Below are 17,062 nucleotides of genomic sequence, written 5' to 3' on the forward strand. Positions count from 1 at the left end.
GGGGCGGGACGAAATGTTTCGCGCGCGAAACAAATCCGCCGCCCGAGGGACAGGAGAGACCGGCCCATGGCCAAGCGCAAGCGACTGACAGTGCCGCCCCTCGGCGGCTTCGCCCCCACGGCGGCCCCCGAGACCAAGGCGATGATCGGCCCCGGCCTTGCCCCTGCCCCGATCAGCCGCGTGACGGGCGAGGCCGCCGCCACCGCGGCGCTGCGCGAGGTGGCCGAGGAGCTGACCTCGGCCCGCAGCGAGGGCCGGCTGGTGCTGCGGCTGGAACTCGACCGGATCGAGGAAGGCTGGCTGGTCCGCGACCGGCTGGGCATTGAGACCGAAGAGCTGGCAAGCCTGATGACCAGCCTTGCGACCCACGGCCAGCGCAGCCCGATCGAGGTGGCCGACATGGGCGAGGGCCGCTTTGGCCTGATCTCGGGCTGGCGCCGGGTGACCGCGCTGCGCCGCCTGCTGGCCGAGACCGGCGAGGCGCGCTTTGCCACCGTCCTCGCCATCCTGCGCCGCCCCGACACGGCGGCCGCGGCCTATGTGGCGATGGTCGAGGAGAACGAGATCCGCCTCGGGCTCTCCTATTTCGAGCGGGCGCGGATCGCGGCCAAGGCGGTCGATGCCGGGGTCTTCGCGACCGAGAAGCTGGCGCTCCAGCAGCTCTATGCCTCGGCGAGCCGGGCCAAGCGGTCCAAGATCGGCTCGTTCCTCGGGATCTACCATGTGCTGGACGGCGCGCTGCGCTTTCCCTCGGCCTTGCCCGAGCGGCTGGGGCTTGCGCTGGCGCGGCGGCTCGAGGAGGAGGAGGGCTTTGCCGCGCGGCTCGTGGCGGCGCTGGCCGCGGGCGCACCGGACACGGCCGAGGCCGAACTGCAGCTGATCGCCGATCAGGTGGCGGCGTCGGAGCCGGAGCCGCCACCCGCGGCGCCCGAGGCCGGGCAGGGCGCGGACAGGCCCGTGCCGGACGCGGCCCGCGCCCCGCGGCCCAGGCCGGCCGCTCCGGCGTCCGAGGTGCGGCCGGGGCTGTTCCTGAAGGGCGCAGCCCGCGGAGAACTGGTGCTTTATGGCCCGGCGGTGGACGAGGCCTTCCGCGAGCGGCTGCGCGACTGGCTGGCCGCCCAGGCCTGAGCGGCCCGCGTCCCGTCGGCCCGAGGCCCGCCGCGACCGGCCGGGCAGACGGCCGGTGCAAGGACCTCGGACAGCCCGCCCTGCGCCGTGCGCCGCATCGTGACCATCTGCCAGAGCCGGTCCTGGACATGGGCGAATCCGAGGGTGTGTCCCGCCATTGACGGGGGGTGAGGCCCCGCGTTTTTCCCCTGTGCCGCACCCTGCCCTTGCATCTTCGAGGGGGGCTCTACAAAGTGCTCCTGTCCGGATTGGGTATGCCACCATGCCCAAATTCAGTTTTTATCAATATGACTTAGCCCAATCGTTGGGACAGGTGCAGGGGACGTCTTGTTCATGTTGCTCAGTCTGGTGATCTGTACGAGAAACAGGGCCGAACAGCTTAGGCGCACCCTCAGGACGGCGGAGAAGCTGGAGGCTCCGGGAGAGCCCTGGGAACTTCTCATCATCGACAATGGCAGCACCGATCACACGGCCCGGGTGGTCGAGGATTTCGCCGACCGGCTGCCGATCCGCCGAATCGTCGAGTGCGAGCCGGGCCTGTCCAACGCCCGCAACCGGGGTGTGCAGGAGGCGCGCGGCCGTTACATCTGCTGGACGGATGATGACGTGCTGCTCGACCGCGGCTGGCTTGCGGCCTATGCCGACGCCTTCCGCCGCCATCCCGAGGCTTCCTTCTTCGGAGGCCGGGTCACGCCGGTCTTCGACGGCCCGGTGCCGGGCTGGTTCGCGGCCAACAGCGACCTGCTGGGCGACCTGCTGGCGACGCGCGACCTCGGCGGGACGGAGTTCCGCTTCCTGTCAGGCGCGCGCGAGCTGCCCTATGGGGCGAGTTTCGCGGTGCGCACCTCCGACCAGCGCCGCCATCCGTTCGATCCCGCCCTGGGCGCGGGCCGCCAGCGGCTGGGCGAGGAGAGCGTGGTGATGCTGGCGATGCTGGCCGAGGGCGGCCATGGCGTCTGGGTGCCGGCGGCCCGGGCCGGGCATGTGATCGCGGCGGCGCGCCTCACGCTCGGCTATGTGGCCGATTACTATCGCGCCTCCGGCGCGACCTGGGCCTATCTCGGGCGCGAGGGGCAGTGCACGCCGATGGGCCCGCCGCCGCCCGCCGGCCGGGCACGGATCCTCGGGGCGCCGCTCTGGCTCTGGCGTGCGGTGCTGGTGGGGGGGCTCGCCTGCCGCCTCTCCTGGCCCGCGCGGACCCTGTCGCGGCGCCGGCTCGAGGCCTGGATCAACTACCACTACATGCGCGGGGCCCTGTCGCAGATCCGGGCGCAGGCCGGACGCAAGGCCGCGCCCCTCGGCGCTCCGGGTGTGGCTCCGGCCGGCTGGCTCCGCGGCTGACCCCGCAGGCGCAGGCCCGAGCCAACCGGGTCTTCAGGCGGCGTTCCGGTGGGCGCGTGCGCGCTCCATCGCCTCGGCGAGGGTGTCCGCGCGGCTCGCGCCGTCCCAGAGCGTGCCGAAGGCCTCGGAAAAGCGGCCGATCTTGCCATAGCTGTTGTCGAGGAAGACATGCGGCAGGCCGAGAAGCGTCGCGACGATATGGACATGCAGCCGGTCGGTGATGACGAAGCGCGCCCGCGACAGCTGCGCCACGCCGCGCCGGAGCCGCCATTCCGCCAGCTGGTTGGCCATGTGCAGGCTGCGCGCGCGGCGCGTCAGGCGGCGGGGATCCAGGCTCAGCAGCGCCGTGCGCCGGGTCCGGGTGAGGACGGTCCGGTACATGGCGGGATCGTCCTCGAGCCAGTCCTCGACCCGCCAGCCTTGGGGCAGGGCAGGGACCGGCTGTCCCACCCCCTCCCTGTCGGTGCGCAGCAGCATCAGCCCCTCGAGCGAGGGCGCCGCCGGGCGCGGCAGCGGGCCGAGCGCGAAGGCCATGTCGGGGCAGAGCCGGACCTCGCAGGGGAAATGGCGGCGGGCCAGCTCGAGGCTCGGCCGGTCGCGCACGAGGAGCGTGAAGGCGCCGTGCCGCTCGATGGCGCGGGCGGCGCGGTCGATGGCCGAGGGATCCGCATAATGGATCGATTGCGGCATCTGCACCACCGGATGCCCCCGGTGGCGGTCGAGCACCGCCTCTCGGAAAAGCTGGTGCTGCGGCCAGATATCGCCGAAATTGCCGCCGCCGTGCAGCAGGATCGGGCCCGGGGGCAGCCGGCCGGGCCGTTCCTCGACATGGCAGGTGAGGGCGGGGCCGCGGCCGGCCCGGCGCTGCAGCCACGACAGCTCGCCCAGCCAGATCGCGCTGTCGCCGACATTGCCATGATTGGGAAAGTCGAGGAGCGCGAAGGGTTCGGCCGCAAGCGCGGGCAGGAGCGGGGCGAGGTTCGCGTCGATCTCTCCGGCGAGACGCTCCGTCACGTCGCGGGCAGGGCGGGCGAGAGCGGGCGGGGCAAGGTCAGCGGAGAGCATCTTCATCCTTTCGGTCGGACTTGAGCGAGCGGGCGAGGGCGGCGAGATCGCGCAGCATCGGTCGGCCGAAGAGCAGCATCAGGCCGGTGTAAAGGGTGGCGCCGAGGGCCACGGCGGCGCCGAGCATGGTCCAGCCCTCGCCCAGGCGGGCGATGAGCGGCCCCGCGGCCATCCAGACGCCGAGCGCCATGCCGACCGCTGCCAGAAGCGGCGGGGCGAGGGCGCGGGCGGTCTCGGCCATCGGCACATGGGCATGGCGGGCCAGCGCCAGCTGCTGGACGGGCAGGGTGAGGTAGGCGCGCAGCACATAGGCCGCGGCCACCGCCACCAGCCCCCAGGGCACGAGGAGCGCGGTCAGCACCAGCGTCGCCGCGAACTGGAGCGCCGCCACCCCCAGCACCGACTGCGCCCGGTTCATCGCGGCAAGCGCGGGCCCGGCGAAGAAGTTGGTCACGAAGGGCACCGCCATCAGCACCAGCACCATCGCGACCGGGGCCGCGCCCGCCCACCGCTCGCTGAAGACCAGCGGGAAGATCTGGGGCGCCAGCGCGCCAAAGCCGAAGAGCAGTGGGAAGGTCGCGAGGCCCGCCGCCCCCACCAGCCGGTTGTAGGTGCGGGCGAAGCGGGCCGGGTCGGTCTGCATCCGCGAGAGGGTGGCCAGCGCGACCGAGCCCGCGGGCGCCAGCACCGACTGGCCGATCAGCTCGATCAGCCGCCAGGCGACGCGGTAGGTGCCCACCGCCTCGGCGCCGTGCCAGCGGGCCAGGAACAGGTCCTGCACCCGGACGAGCAGCATCCACAGAAGCTGCGTCGCCACCAGGCTGGCGCTGAAGCCGAGGATGCCCCGGAGCCGCGCCCAGCGGAAGCCGAAGCCCGGCCGCCAGCGCAGGCTTGCCCAGGCGAGCGCGACCGTCACCGTCGAGGAGACCGCCTGCTGCACCACCAGCGCCCAGATGCCCCAGCCGGCCCAGGCCGCGGCGACGGCGGCGCTGCCCGAGGCAAGGCTCGCGGCCATGGACTGCAGCGCGAGGCTCTTCTGGCGGAAGTCGCGGGCGAGGCGGGCGGCGTGGATCGTGCCGAGCGCCGAGAAGGGCAGAAGGACCGCCAGCCAGCGGACGACGGAGGTCACCTCCTCCTGGCCCACGAGCTGCGCGTAGAAGGGGGCGGCCGCGAAGGCCGCGGCCCCGGCCAGCGCCGCAAGCCCGATCGTCGCCCAGAAGGCCGTATCGGCCAGCGTGTCGTCCAGTTCCTGCTCGCGGATCACCGCATCGGGCAGGCCCGCGCTCGCCATGATCCGGGCTCCCTCGAGAAAGAGGCTCGCCAGGGCGAAGATGCCGAACTCGGCCGGCCCGAGCAGCCGGGCCAGCAGGATGAAGAGGAGGAAGGTGGCCAGATTGGCCCAGGCCGACCGCAGAACCGACCAGAGCATGGCGAGGGCCGTCTTGCGCTTCAGCCCGTCCGGCACCGACAGGCCCGTCTCAGCCACACGCGGACTCCGGGCCGGAAAGGGCGGGGAGGGGGGCCCGAAGGGGCGAACGGCAATCGGACATTGAAAACACAGGCTCCGGCAATGGATCGGCGCGACCATGCCTCATCCGCGGGCGTCTGTATAGGTTGGGCAAGCGGCCCCCCGGCCGCGGTCGGCGCGCGCCGGGGGTGGGGTCAGTCGCCCATCCTCTGCAGGACATGGCGGACCGCGGCGTCATAGCGCGACGAGCGCGCGCGGGCCTCGGCCAGGGGCCCGCCGGCCTCGCCCGCGGCCAGTTCGGCCCGGAGCTGGCGATGCATCCAGACCTCGGTCAGCGCCGCGTTGGCGGCGAAGACCCCGGCATTGAGCGCGCAGACGCCGAGGAAGACCGCGCGCAGCGCCGCCGGCACCCGCCCGGACAGGGCCAGGAACAGCAGCAGGAGCGCCGGCGCCAGCATCGGCACCAGCCGCGCCCACCAGGGCGCGGGGAACAGGACGACGGCCGCCGTGCAGATCGCGGCCACGACGAGGAGATCCTTCTGCAGCCGCGAGAGGGGCCCCGGCCGGTAGATCGCCAGGAGGACCGCGGCCAGCACGAGGGCGCCGCTGAAGAACGGGCCGAAGCCGCCGGTGCGGGGGTCGGTATCGGCGCTGTCCAGCTCCTGCCAGGTGAAGGTGAAGGGGATCTTCAGCTGTGCCGGCAGGTCGCAGCAGGAGATCGGGCCGGTGACGCCGAACACCAGATGGGCGAGGTCCGACAGATGAGAGCCGTTCTCGATGTTCTTCGGCATCAGGTTGCCGAGGATCATGCCGGAATCCGGCAGCAGCGTCCCGTATTCGAGGACATGGGTCGCGTAGGGGCGGATGTTCACGAAGAGCACCAGCGCCGCCGCCACGAGGCCCGTCACCAGCGTCGCGCGGGCCTGGCGCCGCTCGGACCGGGCCAGCTCGCAGGCCAGCGCCCCGCAGAAGAGGACGGTCAGGAAGAAGAGCGAGGAACTCTTGACCGAGCCCAGAAGCACCGCCAGCGCCACGATGGCCAGGGTCGTGAGCCGGGGGCCGAAGAGATGGTGCGGCCGGCGGATCAGCAGCAGCGCCAGCATCAGGAAGAGCGTGCAGACCAGCCCGTCCACCATCCCGCTCAGGAACTGGCCCACGACGACCGGCGAAAGGGCGATCAGCGCCGCCTGGATCGGGATCTCGCGCGGCAGCGCACGCCCGGCCTGCAGCCGGTCCTCGGACAGCAGCGTGAGCGCCAGCAGGAAGAGGCTCGTGACCGCCAGCCCGTTCAGGATGACGCCGGGGTTGATCGGCTCGAAGGCCGCCAGCGCATAGGCCATCAGGCGCCAGCTGCCGGAGGGATAGATGTTCGACCAGAGCGAACTGCCCTGGTCGAAGATCACGTTGCGCCCCTCGCGGATCTCGAGCGCGGCGGGAAGGTGGTAGCGCATCCCGTCGTGCGAGACATCGACCGAGACGAGGGCGATCAGGCCGAAGAGCAGCAGCCCCCCCGCCAGGGCCGCCAGCGCCCGCGCCCCGAAGCGGCGCAGGAGGAGCGGCAGGGCCGCGAGGCCCAGGCCGGCGGCCGCAAGAAGCTGCGCGCCGTAGGGGATCCGCAGCAGGTCGCTCGAGGTGCCGAGGACCAGCAGGGCGGCCGCGAGGATCATGAGGGCCAGGTGCGCCCCGGTGATCCGGGCCAGCCCGGTCATCAGCGCCTCGGGCGAGCGGAGGGGCCGGCCTGTCGCCGCCGGTGTGGACGGCCGGGATCGGGCAGGAGTGTCCGTCACAGTTTCAGCCTCTTGAACAGCGCCTCGGGCAGGGCGCGGATGATGGCCATGATGAGGCGCCAGACCGGGCGGACATAGATCACGTCCTGGCGGCGCCCGATCGCGCGGGCGACGGCTTCGGCGACCTCCTCGGGCTGGGCGGTCAGCCGGGCGGGCAGGTTCATGCCCTCGGTCATCCGGGTCGCCACGAAGCCCGGAAGGACGGTGATCACCTGCACGCCCTTGCGGGCCAGCCGGTTGCGCAGGCCCGACAGGAAGGCGCTGTAGCCCGCCTTGGCCGCGCCGTAGATGTAGTTCGTGGCGCGTCCCCGGTCGCCGGCGACCGAGGAGATGCCCACCAGCGTGCCCCGCCCCCGCGCCTCCATCCGGTTGGCAAGCTCGGCGAAGACCATGGCGGGGCCCTCGAAATTCGTCCGCAGGACCGCCAGCGCCGCCGCCGGATCGCGTTCCGAGGCCGCCTGCGCGCCCAGAAGGCCCACGGCCGAGACGGCGATGCCCGGAAGGGCGGGCAGCCCGTCGAGGAAGGCGGGGATGGCGGCGATGTCGCAGGCGTCGAACTCGTGCAGCGTGACCGCCACGGCGTGGCGCAGCTCGAGATCGCGGCGGTCCGCCTCCAGCCGGGCCGCGTCCCGCGCCGCCAGCTGCAGCGGATGGCCGTCGGCGGCCAGGCGGCGGGCGATGGCCCGGGCGATGTCCGAGTCCGCGCCGAGGATGAGAACCGGGTCTTTCGTCACAGATCGAGCCTTTCGGATTGCGCGCTGCGGAAGGCGGCGGCCAGCCCCGCCCCTGCCCGCATCGCGGTGAAGTGCGCCACCCGGGGGTCCGAGGCGGCCAGTGTCGCGGCGCCCATCCGGGCGTCCTTGGCCAGATAGAAGCGGCCGCCGTGATCGAGCACGATCCGGTCGAGCCGCTCCATCAGCGCGAGGCTGCGGCGGCCGACGGGAAAGTCGAGCGCCAGCGTGTAGCCCTCCATCGGGAAGGAGAAGCGGCTCTCCTGCGCTCCGAGCCGCTTGAGCACCGACAGGAACGAGCCCGCGCCCGCCGCGCCGATCGCCTCGATCAGCCGGCGCAGGCCGTGCGCGCTCTCGGCCAGGGGCAGAACGCATTGATATTGCGCGAAGCCCCGGGGCCCGTAGATCCGGTTCCAGCCGAGGATCGCGTCGAGCGGGTAGAAGTAGCTCTCCCAGTCCACGAGGCGCGTGCCCTGCGCGCGCAGCCCGTTGCGCCAGTAGAGCGCGTTGAAGGCGCCGACCGTCCAGCCGTTCAGAAGCCCCGGCGGCGCGTCGAAGGGAACAGTGCGGCTGCGGCGCGCCGGGCCCCAGGGATGGGGCCGCTCGCGCGGGGTGAGCTCGGCGTCCGTGGCATGTTCGCCGATCAGCACCAGCGAGCGGCCGAGCGCCGCCCCCTGGCTCAGGCAGTCGATCCAGGCGACGGAATAGGTCGCGGGCCTGGCCTCTTCCATGAGGGCGATGGCCGCGTCGAGATCGGCCGCGGGCCGCGTCTCCTGCCGGATCCAGCCGGTCTCCACCGGCCGGAGCCGGATGGCCGCGCGCAGGATGATCCCGGTCAGCCCCATCCCGCCCAGCGTCCAGCCGAAGAGATCGGCGTTCTCGCCGCGCGAGCAGCGGCGGACGGTGCCGTCGGGGCCCATCAGGTCGAGCCAGTCCACGAAGGCGCCGAAGCTGCCGTCGCGGTGGTGGTTCTTGCCGTGGACATCGGCGGCGATCGCCCCGCCGAGCGTGACGAAGCGGGTGCCCGGCGTGACCGAGGGAAACCAGCCGCGCGGCAGGAAGGCCGCGATCACCTCGGCCAGCGTCACCCCCGCCTCGGCCACCAGCTGCCCCGTGGCCGGGTCGAAGGCGATCATCCGGTCGAGATGGCGGGTGGCGGCGGTCACCGGGCGGCCCACCGCGGCGTCGCCGTAAGCCCGCCCGTGGCCCCGCGCGATCAGTCCCTCGCCGGCCGCCAGAAGGCCGGCAAAGCCCTCGTCCCCCCGCGGCGCCACCAGCCGCGTCGGCTGCCGGGGAAAGCGCCCCCAGCCCGACAGCGTCACGGGCGCGGGCATGGGACCACCTGCAACGAGGCGCCGGCCGGCAGGGTCGGGGCGAAACGGGCCAGCGCCCCGGCCATTGCAGGTGCCTCGGCCGGGTTGATCAGGTAGAACGAGACCTCGTCGGAGCCGGCGGTGACGAGGCTCGTCCGAAGGACCGCCATGCGGCACCAGGAGGGGGGAACCCGCCCCTTGAACCAGCGGTCGTAGATCATCGCGTAGACGGCGCCCTTGCGGTCCGCAAGCTCTGCGATGAGTTCGGGGGTGAGGCCGCCGGCGGTGCGCGTGGCCTGCCGCACCTCTTCCGAGCCGAGCCCCCAGAGATCCAGCACATGGCCCTCGTTCCGGTAGGCGACCCAGCCGAGGTCGTTCACCGCCACCGTGCGGGGAAAGAACCCGGTCGCGAACCGGTGCATCTGGTACTGCTGTTCGAAGATGTTGCGGGAGGCGGCGGGCGTGTCCTTGGCCGTCGTGAGGAAGGGAACCGCCACCACCCCCAGAACCGCAAGGGCCACCGTGGGCCCGGCCCAGACGGGCCGAAGCGTGGACAGGGCCCGCCCGCCGGCCGCCGTCAGCGCCACGAGCGCAAGGGCCACGGCATAGGGCTCGTAGCGGCCAAACCAGCCGAACTTCCCGAACATGAGGTGCGCCCCGAGGGCCACGGCCGCCACCGCCGCCACCAGCCGACCGGGCCGGGACACCGCCGGAGAGACGGCCAGCAGGCCCGTCAGCAGGCATCCCAGCGCCAGCACGGCCCCGTTCCGGTCCATCAGCGAGGTGTTCAGGTCCCGCAGCCCGTTGATCGCGACCGAGAGCAGATGGCCCTCGGACGCCGCGGCGGACGAGCCGGACTTCACCATGACGGAGCTTGGCAGCGGCGGCAGGCCAAGCCGGTGCATGGCCGCGGCGTAGAACGCCGTGACCAGGGCCAGCAGCAGGAGCGCGAGGGCGGCAGACCTTCCCTTCCGGCACCAGACGAGGGCACCGATGGCGGCCGTGGCCAGGGCGAACCCCTCGAACCGCACAAGGGCGGCGAGGAGGATCGCCGGGATGAGCCAGACCGGCACCCGGTCGGTCTCGGCCGTCCGGTGGAGGCCCAGCATCACCAGCACCGTGGCGAAGAGATGGATCGAATGCTCCATCCCGGTCATGGGCAGCCCGTATCCGTTCAGCGCCAGCGGCATCAGCAGGGCGACGCCCGACCCGGCGGGAAGGCGCAGACCTTCGGGCAGGGCCTCGAGCAGATGATCCCAGATCAGCCGCGCGACGAGCCAGATGGCCGCCCCCTGCGCGGCCAGCGACAGGCCGAGCGCCCCCGCCGGTCCGATCCCGAGGGCGACGAACGGCGCCAGAAGAAGCGTGTAGAGGATCGAGGAGGAGGGCGAGGACGTCTCGGGGAAGTTCACCCCGTAGCCGCCCTGCAGCAGGGTCTCGGCCACGGCGAGATGGATGTAGGGGTCATCGAGCGTGAAGATCAGATGCCCGTCGGCCGCCTGCCACGCCTTCCACACCACGAGGGCGCTGAGAAAGAGGAAGATCGCAAGGCAGAGGGTGGCGAACGTCCGGCCGGTGAGGGCTCCGCGTTCGCGGGAAAGATCATTCGTTCTGACAGAAAACATACTGCTTGTCCAAATTGTACTTGACCACATACCCCACGGCGAGGCCCAGCACCGCGCCTGTCTCGCGCGCGGCATGGGTTCCGCCGATCCACCAGAAAAGCGTCTCGGTGCCCCAGAAGATCGCCGTCGTCGCCACGCCCATCAGCGTGTAGAGCGAGAACTTGCGGCCATGCGCGCCGAGGCCCGCCGCGCGGTCGAAGAAGATCCACCGCTTGTCGAGCAGATATTTCACCACCAGCCCGACCAGCGTGCCCATCGCCAGCGCCGGCAGGAAGAGGCGCGCCTCGTCGCCGCCCAGCAGCACCAGCCGCTGGGTGCCCAGATTGGCCAGCGTCGCCAGCACCGCAAAGAAGCCGTAGCGCAGGACGAGAGTGCCGAGGCTCACACGAGCCTCCCCGAAGCCACCAGCGCGAAGGCTAGGATCACCAGCCCGCAGATCCGGCTCACCCGGTCGCGCATGGCGAAGATCACCGGATCGTCGTGCATCTCGCCGCGGTGGGTGATGAGCGCCGTGCGCGACAGCCAGTAGAGCAGCACCGCGCAGATGCCCCAGAGCGCCGTCGGATGGGGATAGAGCTCGACCACCCCCGCGGCGTTGACATAGAGCGCCATGACCAGCACCGAGACATAGCCCGCCGCCACCGACATGGCGCCCACCACCGGCAGATCCTCGACCCGGTAGCCGCGCCCGCGCGCGATCTCCTGCCCGCGGCGCAGCGTGTCGATGAGTTCCGCCTGCCGCTTCACCGCCGCCAGCGACAGGAAGAAGAACATCGAGAAGGCCAGCAGCCAGACCGAGAGCTCGATCCCCGTCGCCGCCCCTCCGGCGATGATGCGGATCGTGTAAAGGCCGGCCAGCACACAGATATCGACGATCGCGCGGCGCTTGAGCACGAAGGAATAGGCGAAGGTGGCCATCAGATAGCCCAGCATCACCGCGGCGAAGGTCGGCCCCAGCGCCAGCGCCGCCACCGCCCCCGCCGCGATCAGCCCGAGGCCAAGCGCGCCTCCGTGCGCGATCGGCACCGTGCCCGAGGCGAAGGGCCGGCGGCGTTTCCTCGGATGCGCGCGGTCGGCGTCGAGATCGATCAGGTCATTGATCACATAGACGCTCGAGGCGATCAGCGAGAAGCCGAGGAAGGCCACGAGGCTCGCCGCCACGGTTCCCGCCGAGAGGTCATGCGCGGCCAGCATCGGCATGAAGACCAGCAGGTTCTTCAGCCACTGGTGCGGGCGGAGCGCCCGGAGATAGGGGCCGGGGGAGCGGGGCCGGGTCTCGAGATGGGCGGTCTCGACCCCGAGGGCCTCGGCCCTGCGGCGCAGGCCGGCCGGCGCATTCACCGTGATCGCGCGCGCCGCATGGCGCCAGACCTCGAGATCGGCCGCGCTGTCGCCCATGTAGGCATAGCAGCCCGCCCCGAAGCGCGCGTTCAGGAAGGCGGCCTTGACCGGCCCCTTGAGGTTTTGCGCCCCGTCCGAGCCATGGACCTCGTGGAACAGGCCCAGATGGGCGGCGATCGCCTCGGCCAGCGCCTGATCCGAGGCCGTCACCAGCACCACCCGTCCCCCGCCGTCCCGCCAGGCCGCGATCTCGGCGATCACGCCCGGGTCGTAGGGCAGCAGGGTCACGTCCACCGCGGCCGAGGCGGCCAGCACCCGCTTCAGCGCGGCCTTGCCGCGCAGCAGCGCCAGCCCGGCCCGGACGGGGATCGTCCAGTCGCGCCCGACCGCCGACCAGAAGGTCTCGTGCAGCATGTCGGAGGCGAGGAGGGTTCCGTCGAGATCGACGACGAGAACCGGAGAGATCGCGGCCGCCACGGGAAGCGGGGCGGGATCGGGAAAGCTCCGCGGATGAGCGGACAGGGTATCGGACTCCATGCCGATTTCCTCGTAAAGAACATCATTGAATAAATCCGGCGGGGTCGCCGAGCTGAAAAGGCAGAGTATCCGCAGAACATCGCAGGATCGTGATGGCGGATCAATCCCGATCCGGGAACTTTGACCGGCAATGGGAGCGGCTTGTCCGTTTTCCCGGGCGGGGTCCGGGCCTTCTGCCCTGAAAAGCGGCGCGCGTCCGACGGGGGCGGCCGTGGCGGGACGGCCCCGGGGGGCCGCCCGGGCGCCGGATCAGGCCAGCATCGGGTAGGTCAGGCCGAACAGCAGAAGCAGCGCCGGGGGCAGCATGATCATGCCCGGCCCCGGCTGGTTCGCGCCGCAGCGGATGACCAGAAGCGCCAGGCTGCCGCTGAAGAGCAGCGCGATCCCGAGGATGCCGTGCGCCGCCCCCGTGGGCGTCTGGCCGAGGCCCGCCCCCGCCAGACCCAGCACGAAGACGAGATAGGCCATGAGGATCAGGGTGAGCTTCCGGCCGTCGCGCATGTCCCGTGTCCGGGTCGCGTCGTGATAGGCGCGCAGCGGATCGCCCGGAGGCAGGGCCGCGATGAAGTCCCGCCGCCTGAGCCCGATGGCAAGAAGCACGACCGCGACGAGGCAGGCGGAGGGTGCGGACAGAAGATGGATGGGCATGGGCTCCTCCGAAGGTCCTGCGGGTTCGTGCGGATGGCGGTCCCCGGGGCGGCGGCTGCCGATGGGGATGAGGCGGGGCCGGCCGGGCCCTGCGGAAGCCCCCAGCATTCCAGAGACGGGGGCATCCCGATTTGATCCAGATCAAAGGAACCTTTATCTCCGGTGCGCCCCGCCTCCGGCGCGCGTCGGCCGCCCCGCCCTGTGACCCGCCGTCCGGCCGGGGGCCTCGCCCTGCGTGAGGGCGGCGGCGGCCAGCGAGAAGAGCCCGTAGGCGGCCAGCGACCGTCGGGCCGGGCCCGGCCCGCCCATCCGTGCCGCGGCCAGGCAGAAGGCCGCCCCCTGCGCCGCGTCGAGCATCCGGTGCTCGTCGAAGCTGATCAGCCCCGGCGCCTCGGGCCGGTAGCGGGTGGCCAGGCTGTAGGCGGCCACGCCCGCCCCGGCAAGGAACAGCGGCTCGGAGAGCCGGCGCGGCCAGCCGAGAAGGCGCGGCCCGGCCATCAGCGCCACGGCCGAGAGGCCGTCGAGTGTGGCATGAAGCGCGAGCGGGATCACCGGCCCGCTCTCCTGGAACGGGCGCGGGCCGCCGGGCGTGCGGCGTGGAAAGGCTGCATCAGGTCCATCCCTCCTCCTCCTTTCGGTGCGAGCGCGCGCAACCGCCGGGGCAAGGGTCTTGTTCCGGCCCACCCCCGAAGGCCCAGCCCCGAAGGCCGGGCGTGAAGGCGTGAGCGGCCTGCGGATCCGGCCGCCCGGGCTCAGGCCGGCTTGCGGGCGATGATGCAGGGGGCGTGGCGGCTCCGGCCGAAGGTGCGCTCGTCCTCGATCTCGAAGCCGGCCGCGCGGATGGCCTCGCGGAGCGCGCGGGCCGTGAGCGCGCGGGCCGGCGGGAACAGGCCGAAAAGCCGCAGGAACGGGATCAGCAGCCGCAGGCGCCGGCTCATGTCGCCAAAGCACCAGGTCTTGCTGATGAAGAGCCCGCCCGGCTCGAGATGGGCATGGATCCGGGCGAGCGTCGCCTCGGGATCGGGCACCAGATGCAGGAGGTGAAAGGCGCAGACCACGTCGAAGGGGCCCCCCTCGACGGCCTCTCCGGCTTCGGCCTGGGCAAAGCTGACGCTGGCCGGCGCCGGTTTCGCGCGGGCGATGCGGATCATCTCGGGCGAGGCGTCGGTCGCCCGCCAGAGGGCCACGCCGCCGCCGAGCCGCAGCGCGGTGCTGCCGGTGCCGCAGCCGATCTCCAGCACCCGGTCCGAGCGCGCAAGATGGGCGGCGACATGGGTGAGCGTGTCCTCGTAGGCCTCCGGCTCGCGGACGGGCCGCGCCGCGTAGCGGTCGGCCACCCGGTTCCAGAACGCAAGGCCCGGCGTGTCGGTCATGTCCCGTCCCTCCTCCCGGATGCGGCCCTCGCGCTCATGGGCCGGACGGGGGCCGCTGTCTGTGACCTTGTCACGCCGGGGCCGCACGGGATGCGGGATCGCCCCGCCCTATTCCGTCCAGTGGTCGGCCACCCAGGAGGTGGGCTTCATGTAATGCCGCAGGTAGCGCCAGCGCGATCCGTCCTCGTGCCGCGTGGCCAGCCCCTTCAGATGCTGGCCCAGCGTCCAGCCCTCGCGGTGCACCCAGCCGCCCTGAATCGCATGTTCGGGATGCACCCCGCCGGGGAAGATCACGATCTTCGTGCCCTGGGGCAGGCGCGGCGGCAGGGCCAGGTTGAGCGGGAAGGGCAACATGCACTGGTAGCGGAAATGCCTCACCCAGGCCTTCGGGAACAGGTCCACCCCGCCCGGCGCGTTGCGCGTCACGAAGCGCTGCTCGAAGCGGTATTCGTCGGCCACCCCCTGCGGATCGGCGAGGAACCTCTCCTGCAGCGGGGCGAGCGCGCCGACCGGAAAGCGGAAGACCGAGGTCTGGCCCAGCCGCTCGAAGGGTTTGGCGGGGTTGCGCGCCAGGATCACCCGGTCGGGGTCGCCATAGGTGAAGAAGTCGTCGAGCGAGCCGGTGATCACCAGATCGAGGTCGAGAAACAGCACCGGCCCCGTGAGCGAGCCGAGCGTCGGGCTCCAGAGGCGCGCCTTGGGCCACTTGCCCTTGGTGTTCTTCGGCATGACGAAATCGAGCGGCGGCAGCGGCTGGCAGTCCACCTCCGGCCGGATGCCGGTGTCATTGTCGGTAAAGCAGGTGAAGGTGAAGGGCGGCGTGATGTTGCGCGCCACCATGGCGTAGAGCCGGTTGATGAAGCGGGGGCCGTATTTCGTGCCCCAGTTGATGCAGATGACCTGCTTGAGCATCCTGCCGTCCTTGCTGCTGACATCCTGCCGGCCCGTCGCCTGCCGGCCCCGCCCGCCCGATCCTCGCCCGACCGATCCTCGTTCGGCCGATCCCCGCCCGGTCCTGCCGAGAAGTCGCATCCGCTCCGTGAAGTCAAGTGCGGCCGGCGGATGCCAGCCCCTCCGGGGCCGGCCGCGCCGGCCGCCGCCGACGCCGCGGCCGGCGTCGGGGCCGTGCTGGCCGCCTCATCCCGCGCTTGCGGCCGCCCCCCCCGGTTTGTATCCAGTCGGCGACCGGATGATCCCGAGGAGCCCGCCATGATCGATGCCGTGATCACCTGGGTTGACGGCTCCGACCCCGCCCATCGCGCGAAGCGCCTGCGCCATCAGGCGGCGGCCGGCATCCATCCCGAGGCCGCCGCCGCCACCCGCTTCGCCAGCGACGGCGAGATCCGCTTCTGCGTCCTGTCGCTCCTGCGCTTCTGCCCCTTCGTGCGCCGCATCCATATTGTCACCGACAACCAGCATCCCGCCGTGCTCGATCCCCTTCTGGCCGATCCCGCGCACCGGGACCGCATCCGGGTGGTCGATCACCGCGCCATCTATGGCGAGCATGCCGACCTGCTGCCCGTGTTCTCCTCGCTCTCGATCGAGAGCATGATCCATCGGGTGCCCGACCTCGCGCCGCGGTTCATCTATCTCAACGACGACATCTTCATCGGCCGCCCGCTCGAGGAGAGCCACTTCTTCGAGGGCGAGCGCGCGGTTCTGCGCGGGCGGATGCGGCGCTTTCCGAACCCGGTCTGGGCGCGGCTGAAACGCTGGTTCGGGCGCGACCGCCCCGGCTATGTCGCCGCGCAACGGGCGGCGGCGCGGCTGGCGGGCGCGACCTCGCACTATCTCGTGGTCGGCCACCAGCCGCATCCGCTGCATCGGGACATGCTGGCGCGCTTTCATGCGCAAGATCCCGAGGCCCTGCGGCGGCAGGCCGGTCACCGCTTCCGCTCGGCCGCGCAGTTCTCGCCGATCGGACTGTCCAACCATCTCGAGATCGCGGCCGGCGCCCGGGTGCTGCCGGCGGTCGATGTCGGCTACATCCGCCCCGGACGCCCGACCGGCGCGGCCCTCGAAAAGGTCATGGAGCAGCTGAACGCCGGCGCCTTCTCCTCGTTCTGCGTGCAGAGCCTCGATGCCATGCCGGAGAGGGACCGGGACGTGGTGCTGGCCGGTCTGGAACGCCATTACGCTGTCCCCTCCCTCCGGCCGTGAGGCCCGCCCGGCCGCGAGCTATGGCAGAACCTGGGTGATGGGGTCTGAGAAGGCAGTTGTCGGTCAGCGACGGCGCGCCGGGATCTGGTGCTTGACGAGGTCTTTCCGGCGCCCCGCCATGATCGTGTCCCGACGCTTGGTGTAAGAGTGCCGACTGTCGGAGAGGTTCAAGCGTGATCGGCGGCCACGGGGGGTAGCCTGACAGTGGATTGTCGGTGACGCGGGCGAGCGTTTCAAGCGACATGTATCTGCGGGCAGCCACGGCACGGGTAAACCGGCTGTAGGCACCGCGGTCGGAGGCCCGGCAGCCTCAGTGGGTCGCTCTGTCCGGCCCGGATCCTCCAGTGGAGGATCCGCCGCTGCGCGGTCCGGTCCGAACTCCTGGGCATCCAGCTTGCCGACCATGCGCTCAGCCAGGGCTTCCAGTTCGGCGAGGGCTGAATGTGGGCGCGCGAGGTTGTAGTCTGCATCGTAACCCCTGTGGGACAGAAGCCAGTCCGCGTTCGGAAGGCCACCGAGGAGAGCTGCCGCTCCGGTGTAGTCGC

15 protein-coding genes and 2 pseudogenes are annotated in these 17,062 nt (G+C 71.8%); 3 read left to right on the forward strand and 14 right to left on the reverse strand.

Annotated features, from left to right (window positions below; translation table 11 throughout):
• Nucleotides 1-66 precede the first annotated feature (66 nt).
• On the forward strand, nucleotides 67-1,128 hold the full coding sequence (locus tag FG154_RS12520; protein WP_145108318.1) for a ParB/RepB/Spo0J family partition protein: 1,062 nt from the start codon (nucleotides 67-69) through the stop codon (nucleotides 1,126-1,128).
• On the opposite strand, the pseudogene FG154_RS21050 reads toward FG154_RS12520, so the two are convergent.
• Nucleotides 1,062-1,271, reverse strand: a pseudogene (locus tag FG154_RS21050) (penicillin acylase family protein); the annotation flags it as partial. The gene FG154_RS12520 and the pseudogene FG154_RS21050 overlap by 67 nt on opposite strands.
• Nucleotides 1,272-1,461: 190 nt before the next feature.
• Here FG154_RS21050 and FG154_RS12530 point away from each other — a divergent pair.
• Nucleotides 1,462-2,469 carry a glycosyltransferase gene (locus tag FG154_RS12530; RefSeq protein ID WP_145108321.1) on the forward strand — a complete coding sequence of 336 codons (1,008 nt, stop codon included), beginning with the start codon at nucleotides 1,462-1,464 and terminating at the stop codon, nucleotides 2,467-2,469.
• Nucleotides 2,470-2,502: 33 nt separating this feature from the next.
• Here FG154_RS12530 and FG154_RS12535 read toward each other — a convergent pair whose 3' ends face one another.
• The 12 genes from FG154_RS12535 to FG154_RS12590 all read right to left on the reverse strand — a co-directional run bounded on the left by FG154_RS12535 (nucleotide 2,503) and on the right by FG154_RS12590 (nucleotide 15,269).
• Entirely contained in the window at nucleotides 2,503-3,534 is a 1,032-nt protein-coding gene (locus FG154_RS12535; RefSeq protein ID WP_186312351.1) for a polysaccharide pyruvyl transferase family protein, read from the reverse strand.
• Nucleotides 3,521-5,020 (reverse strand): oligosaccharide flippase family protein, encoded by a 1,500-nt coding sequence (locus FG154_RS12540; protein WP_145108327.1) that lies wholly within the window; start codon nucleotides 5,018-5,020, stop codon nucleotides 3,521-3,523. Before FG154_RS12540 ends, FG154_RS12535 begins: the two co-directional genes overlap by 14 nt.
• A 176-nt stretch (nucleotides 5,021-5,196) precedes the next feature.
• Entirely contained in the window at nucleotides 5,197-6,711 is a 1,515-nt protein-coding gene (locus FG154_RS12545; protein ID WP_246100255.1) for a hypothetical protein, read from the reverse strand.
• 74 nt (nucleotides 6,712-6,785) lie between these two features.
• Nucleotides 6,786-7,523 (reverse strand): SDR family oxidoreductase, encoded by a 738-nt coding sequence (locus FG154_RS12550; protein ID WP_145108333.1) that lies wholly within the window; start codon nucleotides 7,521-7,523, stop codon nucleotides 6,786-6,788.
• Nucleotides 7,520-8,854 carry an FAD-binding oxidoreductase gene (locus FG154_RS12555; RefSeq protein WP_145108336.1) on the reverse strand — a complete coding sequence of 445 codons (1,335 nt, stop codon included), beginning with the start codon at nucleotides 8,852-8,854 and terminating at the stop codon, nucleotides 7,520-7,522. The genes FG154_RS12550 and FG154_RS12555 overlap by 4 nt, the downstream gene beginning before the upstream one ends.
• Nucleotides 8,839-10,458 (reverse strand): hypothetical protein, encoded by a 1,620-nt coding sequence (locus FG154_RS21055; protein ID WP_186312352.1) that lies wholly within the window; start codon nucleotides 10,456-10,458, stop codon nucleotides 8,839-8,841. Before FG154_RS21055 ends, FG154_RS12555 begins: the two co-directional genes overlap by 16 nt.
• The gene (locus FG154_RS12565) at nucleotides 10,436-10,843 is read right to left on the reverse strand and encodes a GtrA family protein (RefSeq protein WP_145108339.1); all 408 of its coding nucleotides are present in this window, start codon (nucleotides 10,841-10,843) and stop codon (nucleotides 10,436-10,438) included. Before FG154_RS12565 ends, FG154_RS21055 begins: the two co-directional genes overlap by 23 nt.
• Nucleotides 10,840-12,336, reverse strand: coding sequence for a UbiA family prenyltransferase (locus FG154_RS12570; protein WP_145108342.1), 1,497 nt, complete (start codon nucleotides 12,334-12,336; stop codon nucleotides 10,840-10,842). Before FG154_RS12570 ends, FG154_RS12565 begins: the two co-directional genes overlap by 4 nt.
• A gap of 249 nt (nucleotides 12,337-12,585) precedes the next feature.
• Nucleotides 12,586-12,984 carry a hypothetical protein gene (locus FG154_RS12575; RefSeq protein WP_145108345.1) on the reverse strand — a complete coding sequence of 133 codons (399 nt, stop codon included), beginning with the start codon at nucleotides 12,982-12,984 and terminating at the stop codon, nucleotides 12,586-12,588.
• 153 nt (nucleotides 12,985-13,137) lie between these two features.
• Nucleotides 13,138-13,536: a hypothetical protein gene (locus FG154_RS12580; RefSeq protein ID WP_145108348.1), complete on the reverse strand. Its 399-nt coding sequence runs from the start codon at nucleotides 13,534-13,536 to the stop codon at nucleotides 13,138-13,140.
• 200 nt (nucleotides 13,537-13,736) lie between these two features.
• Complete coding sequence (locus FG154_RS12585) at nucleotides 13,737-14,357, reverse strand: class I SAM-dependent methyltransferase (protein ID WP_145108351.1); 621 nt, start codon at nucleotides 14,355-14,357, stop codon at nucleotides 13,737-13,739.
• A 108-nt stretch (nucleotides 14,358-14,465) separates the two neighbouring features.
• Complete coding sequence (locus FG154_RS12590) at nucleotides 14,466-15,269, reverse strand: hypothetical protein (RefSeq protein WP_011911102.1); 804 nt, start codon at nucleotides 15,267-15,269, stop codon at nucleotides 14,466-14,468.
• A gap of 297 nt (nucleotides 15,270-15,566) precedes the next feature.
• On the opposite strand from FG154_RS12590, the gene FG154_RS12595 reads away from it, so the two are divergent.
• The gene (locus FG154_RS12595) at nucleotides 15,567-16,517 is read left to right on the forward strand and encodes a Stealth CR1 domain-containing protein (protein ID WP_145108354.1); all 951 of its coding nucleotides are present in this window, start codon (nucleotides 15,567-15,569) and stop codon (nucleotides 16,515-16,517) included.
• 459 nt (nucleotides 16,518-16,976) lie between these two features.
• On the opposite strand, the pseudogene FG154_RS12605 reads toward FG154_RS12595, so the two are convergent.
• A pseudogene (locus FG154_RS12605) lies at nucleotides 16,977-17,062 on the reverse strand (IS5/IS1182 family transposase); the annotation flags it as partial.

It is taken from the genome of Cereibacter sediminicola, assembly GCF_007668225.1.
GTDB classification, from domain to species: domain Bacteria; phylum Pseudomonadota; class Alphaproteobacteria; order Rhodobacterales; family Rhodobacteraceae; genus Cereibacter_A; species Cereibacter_A azotoformans.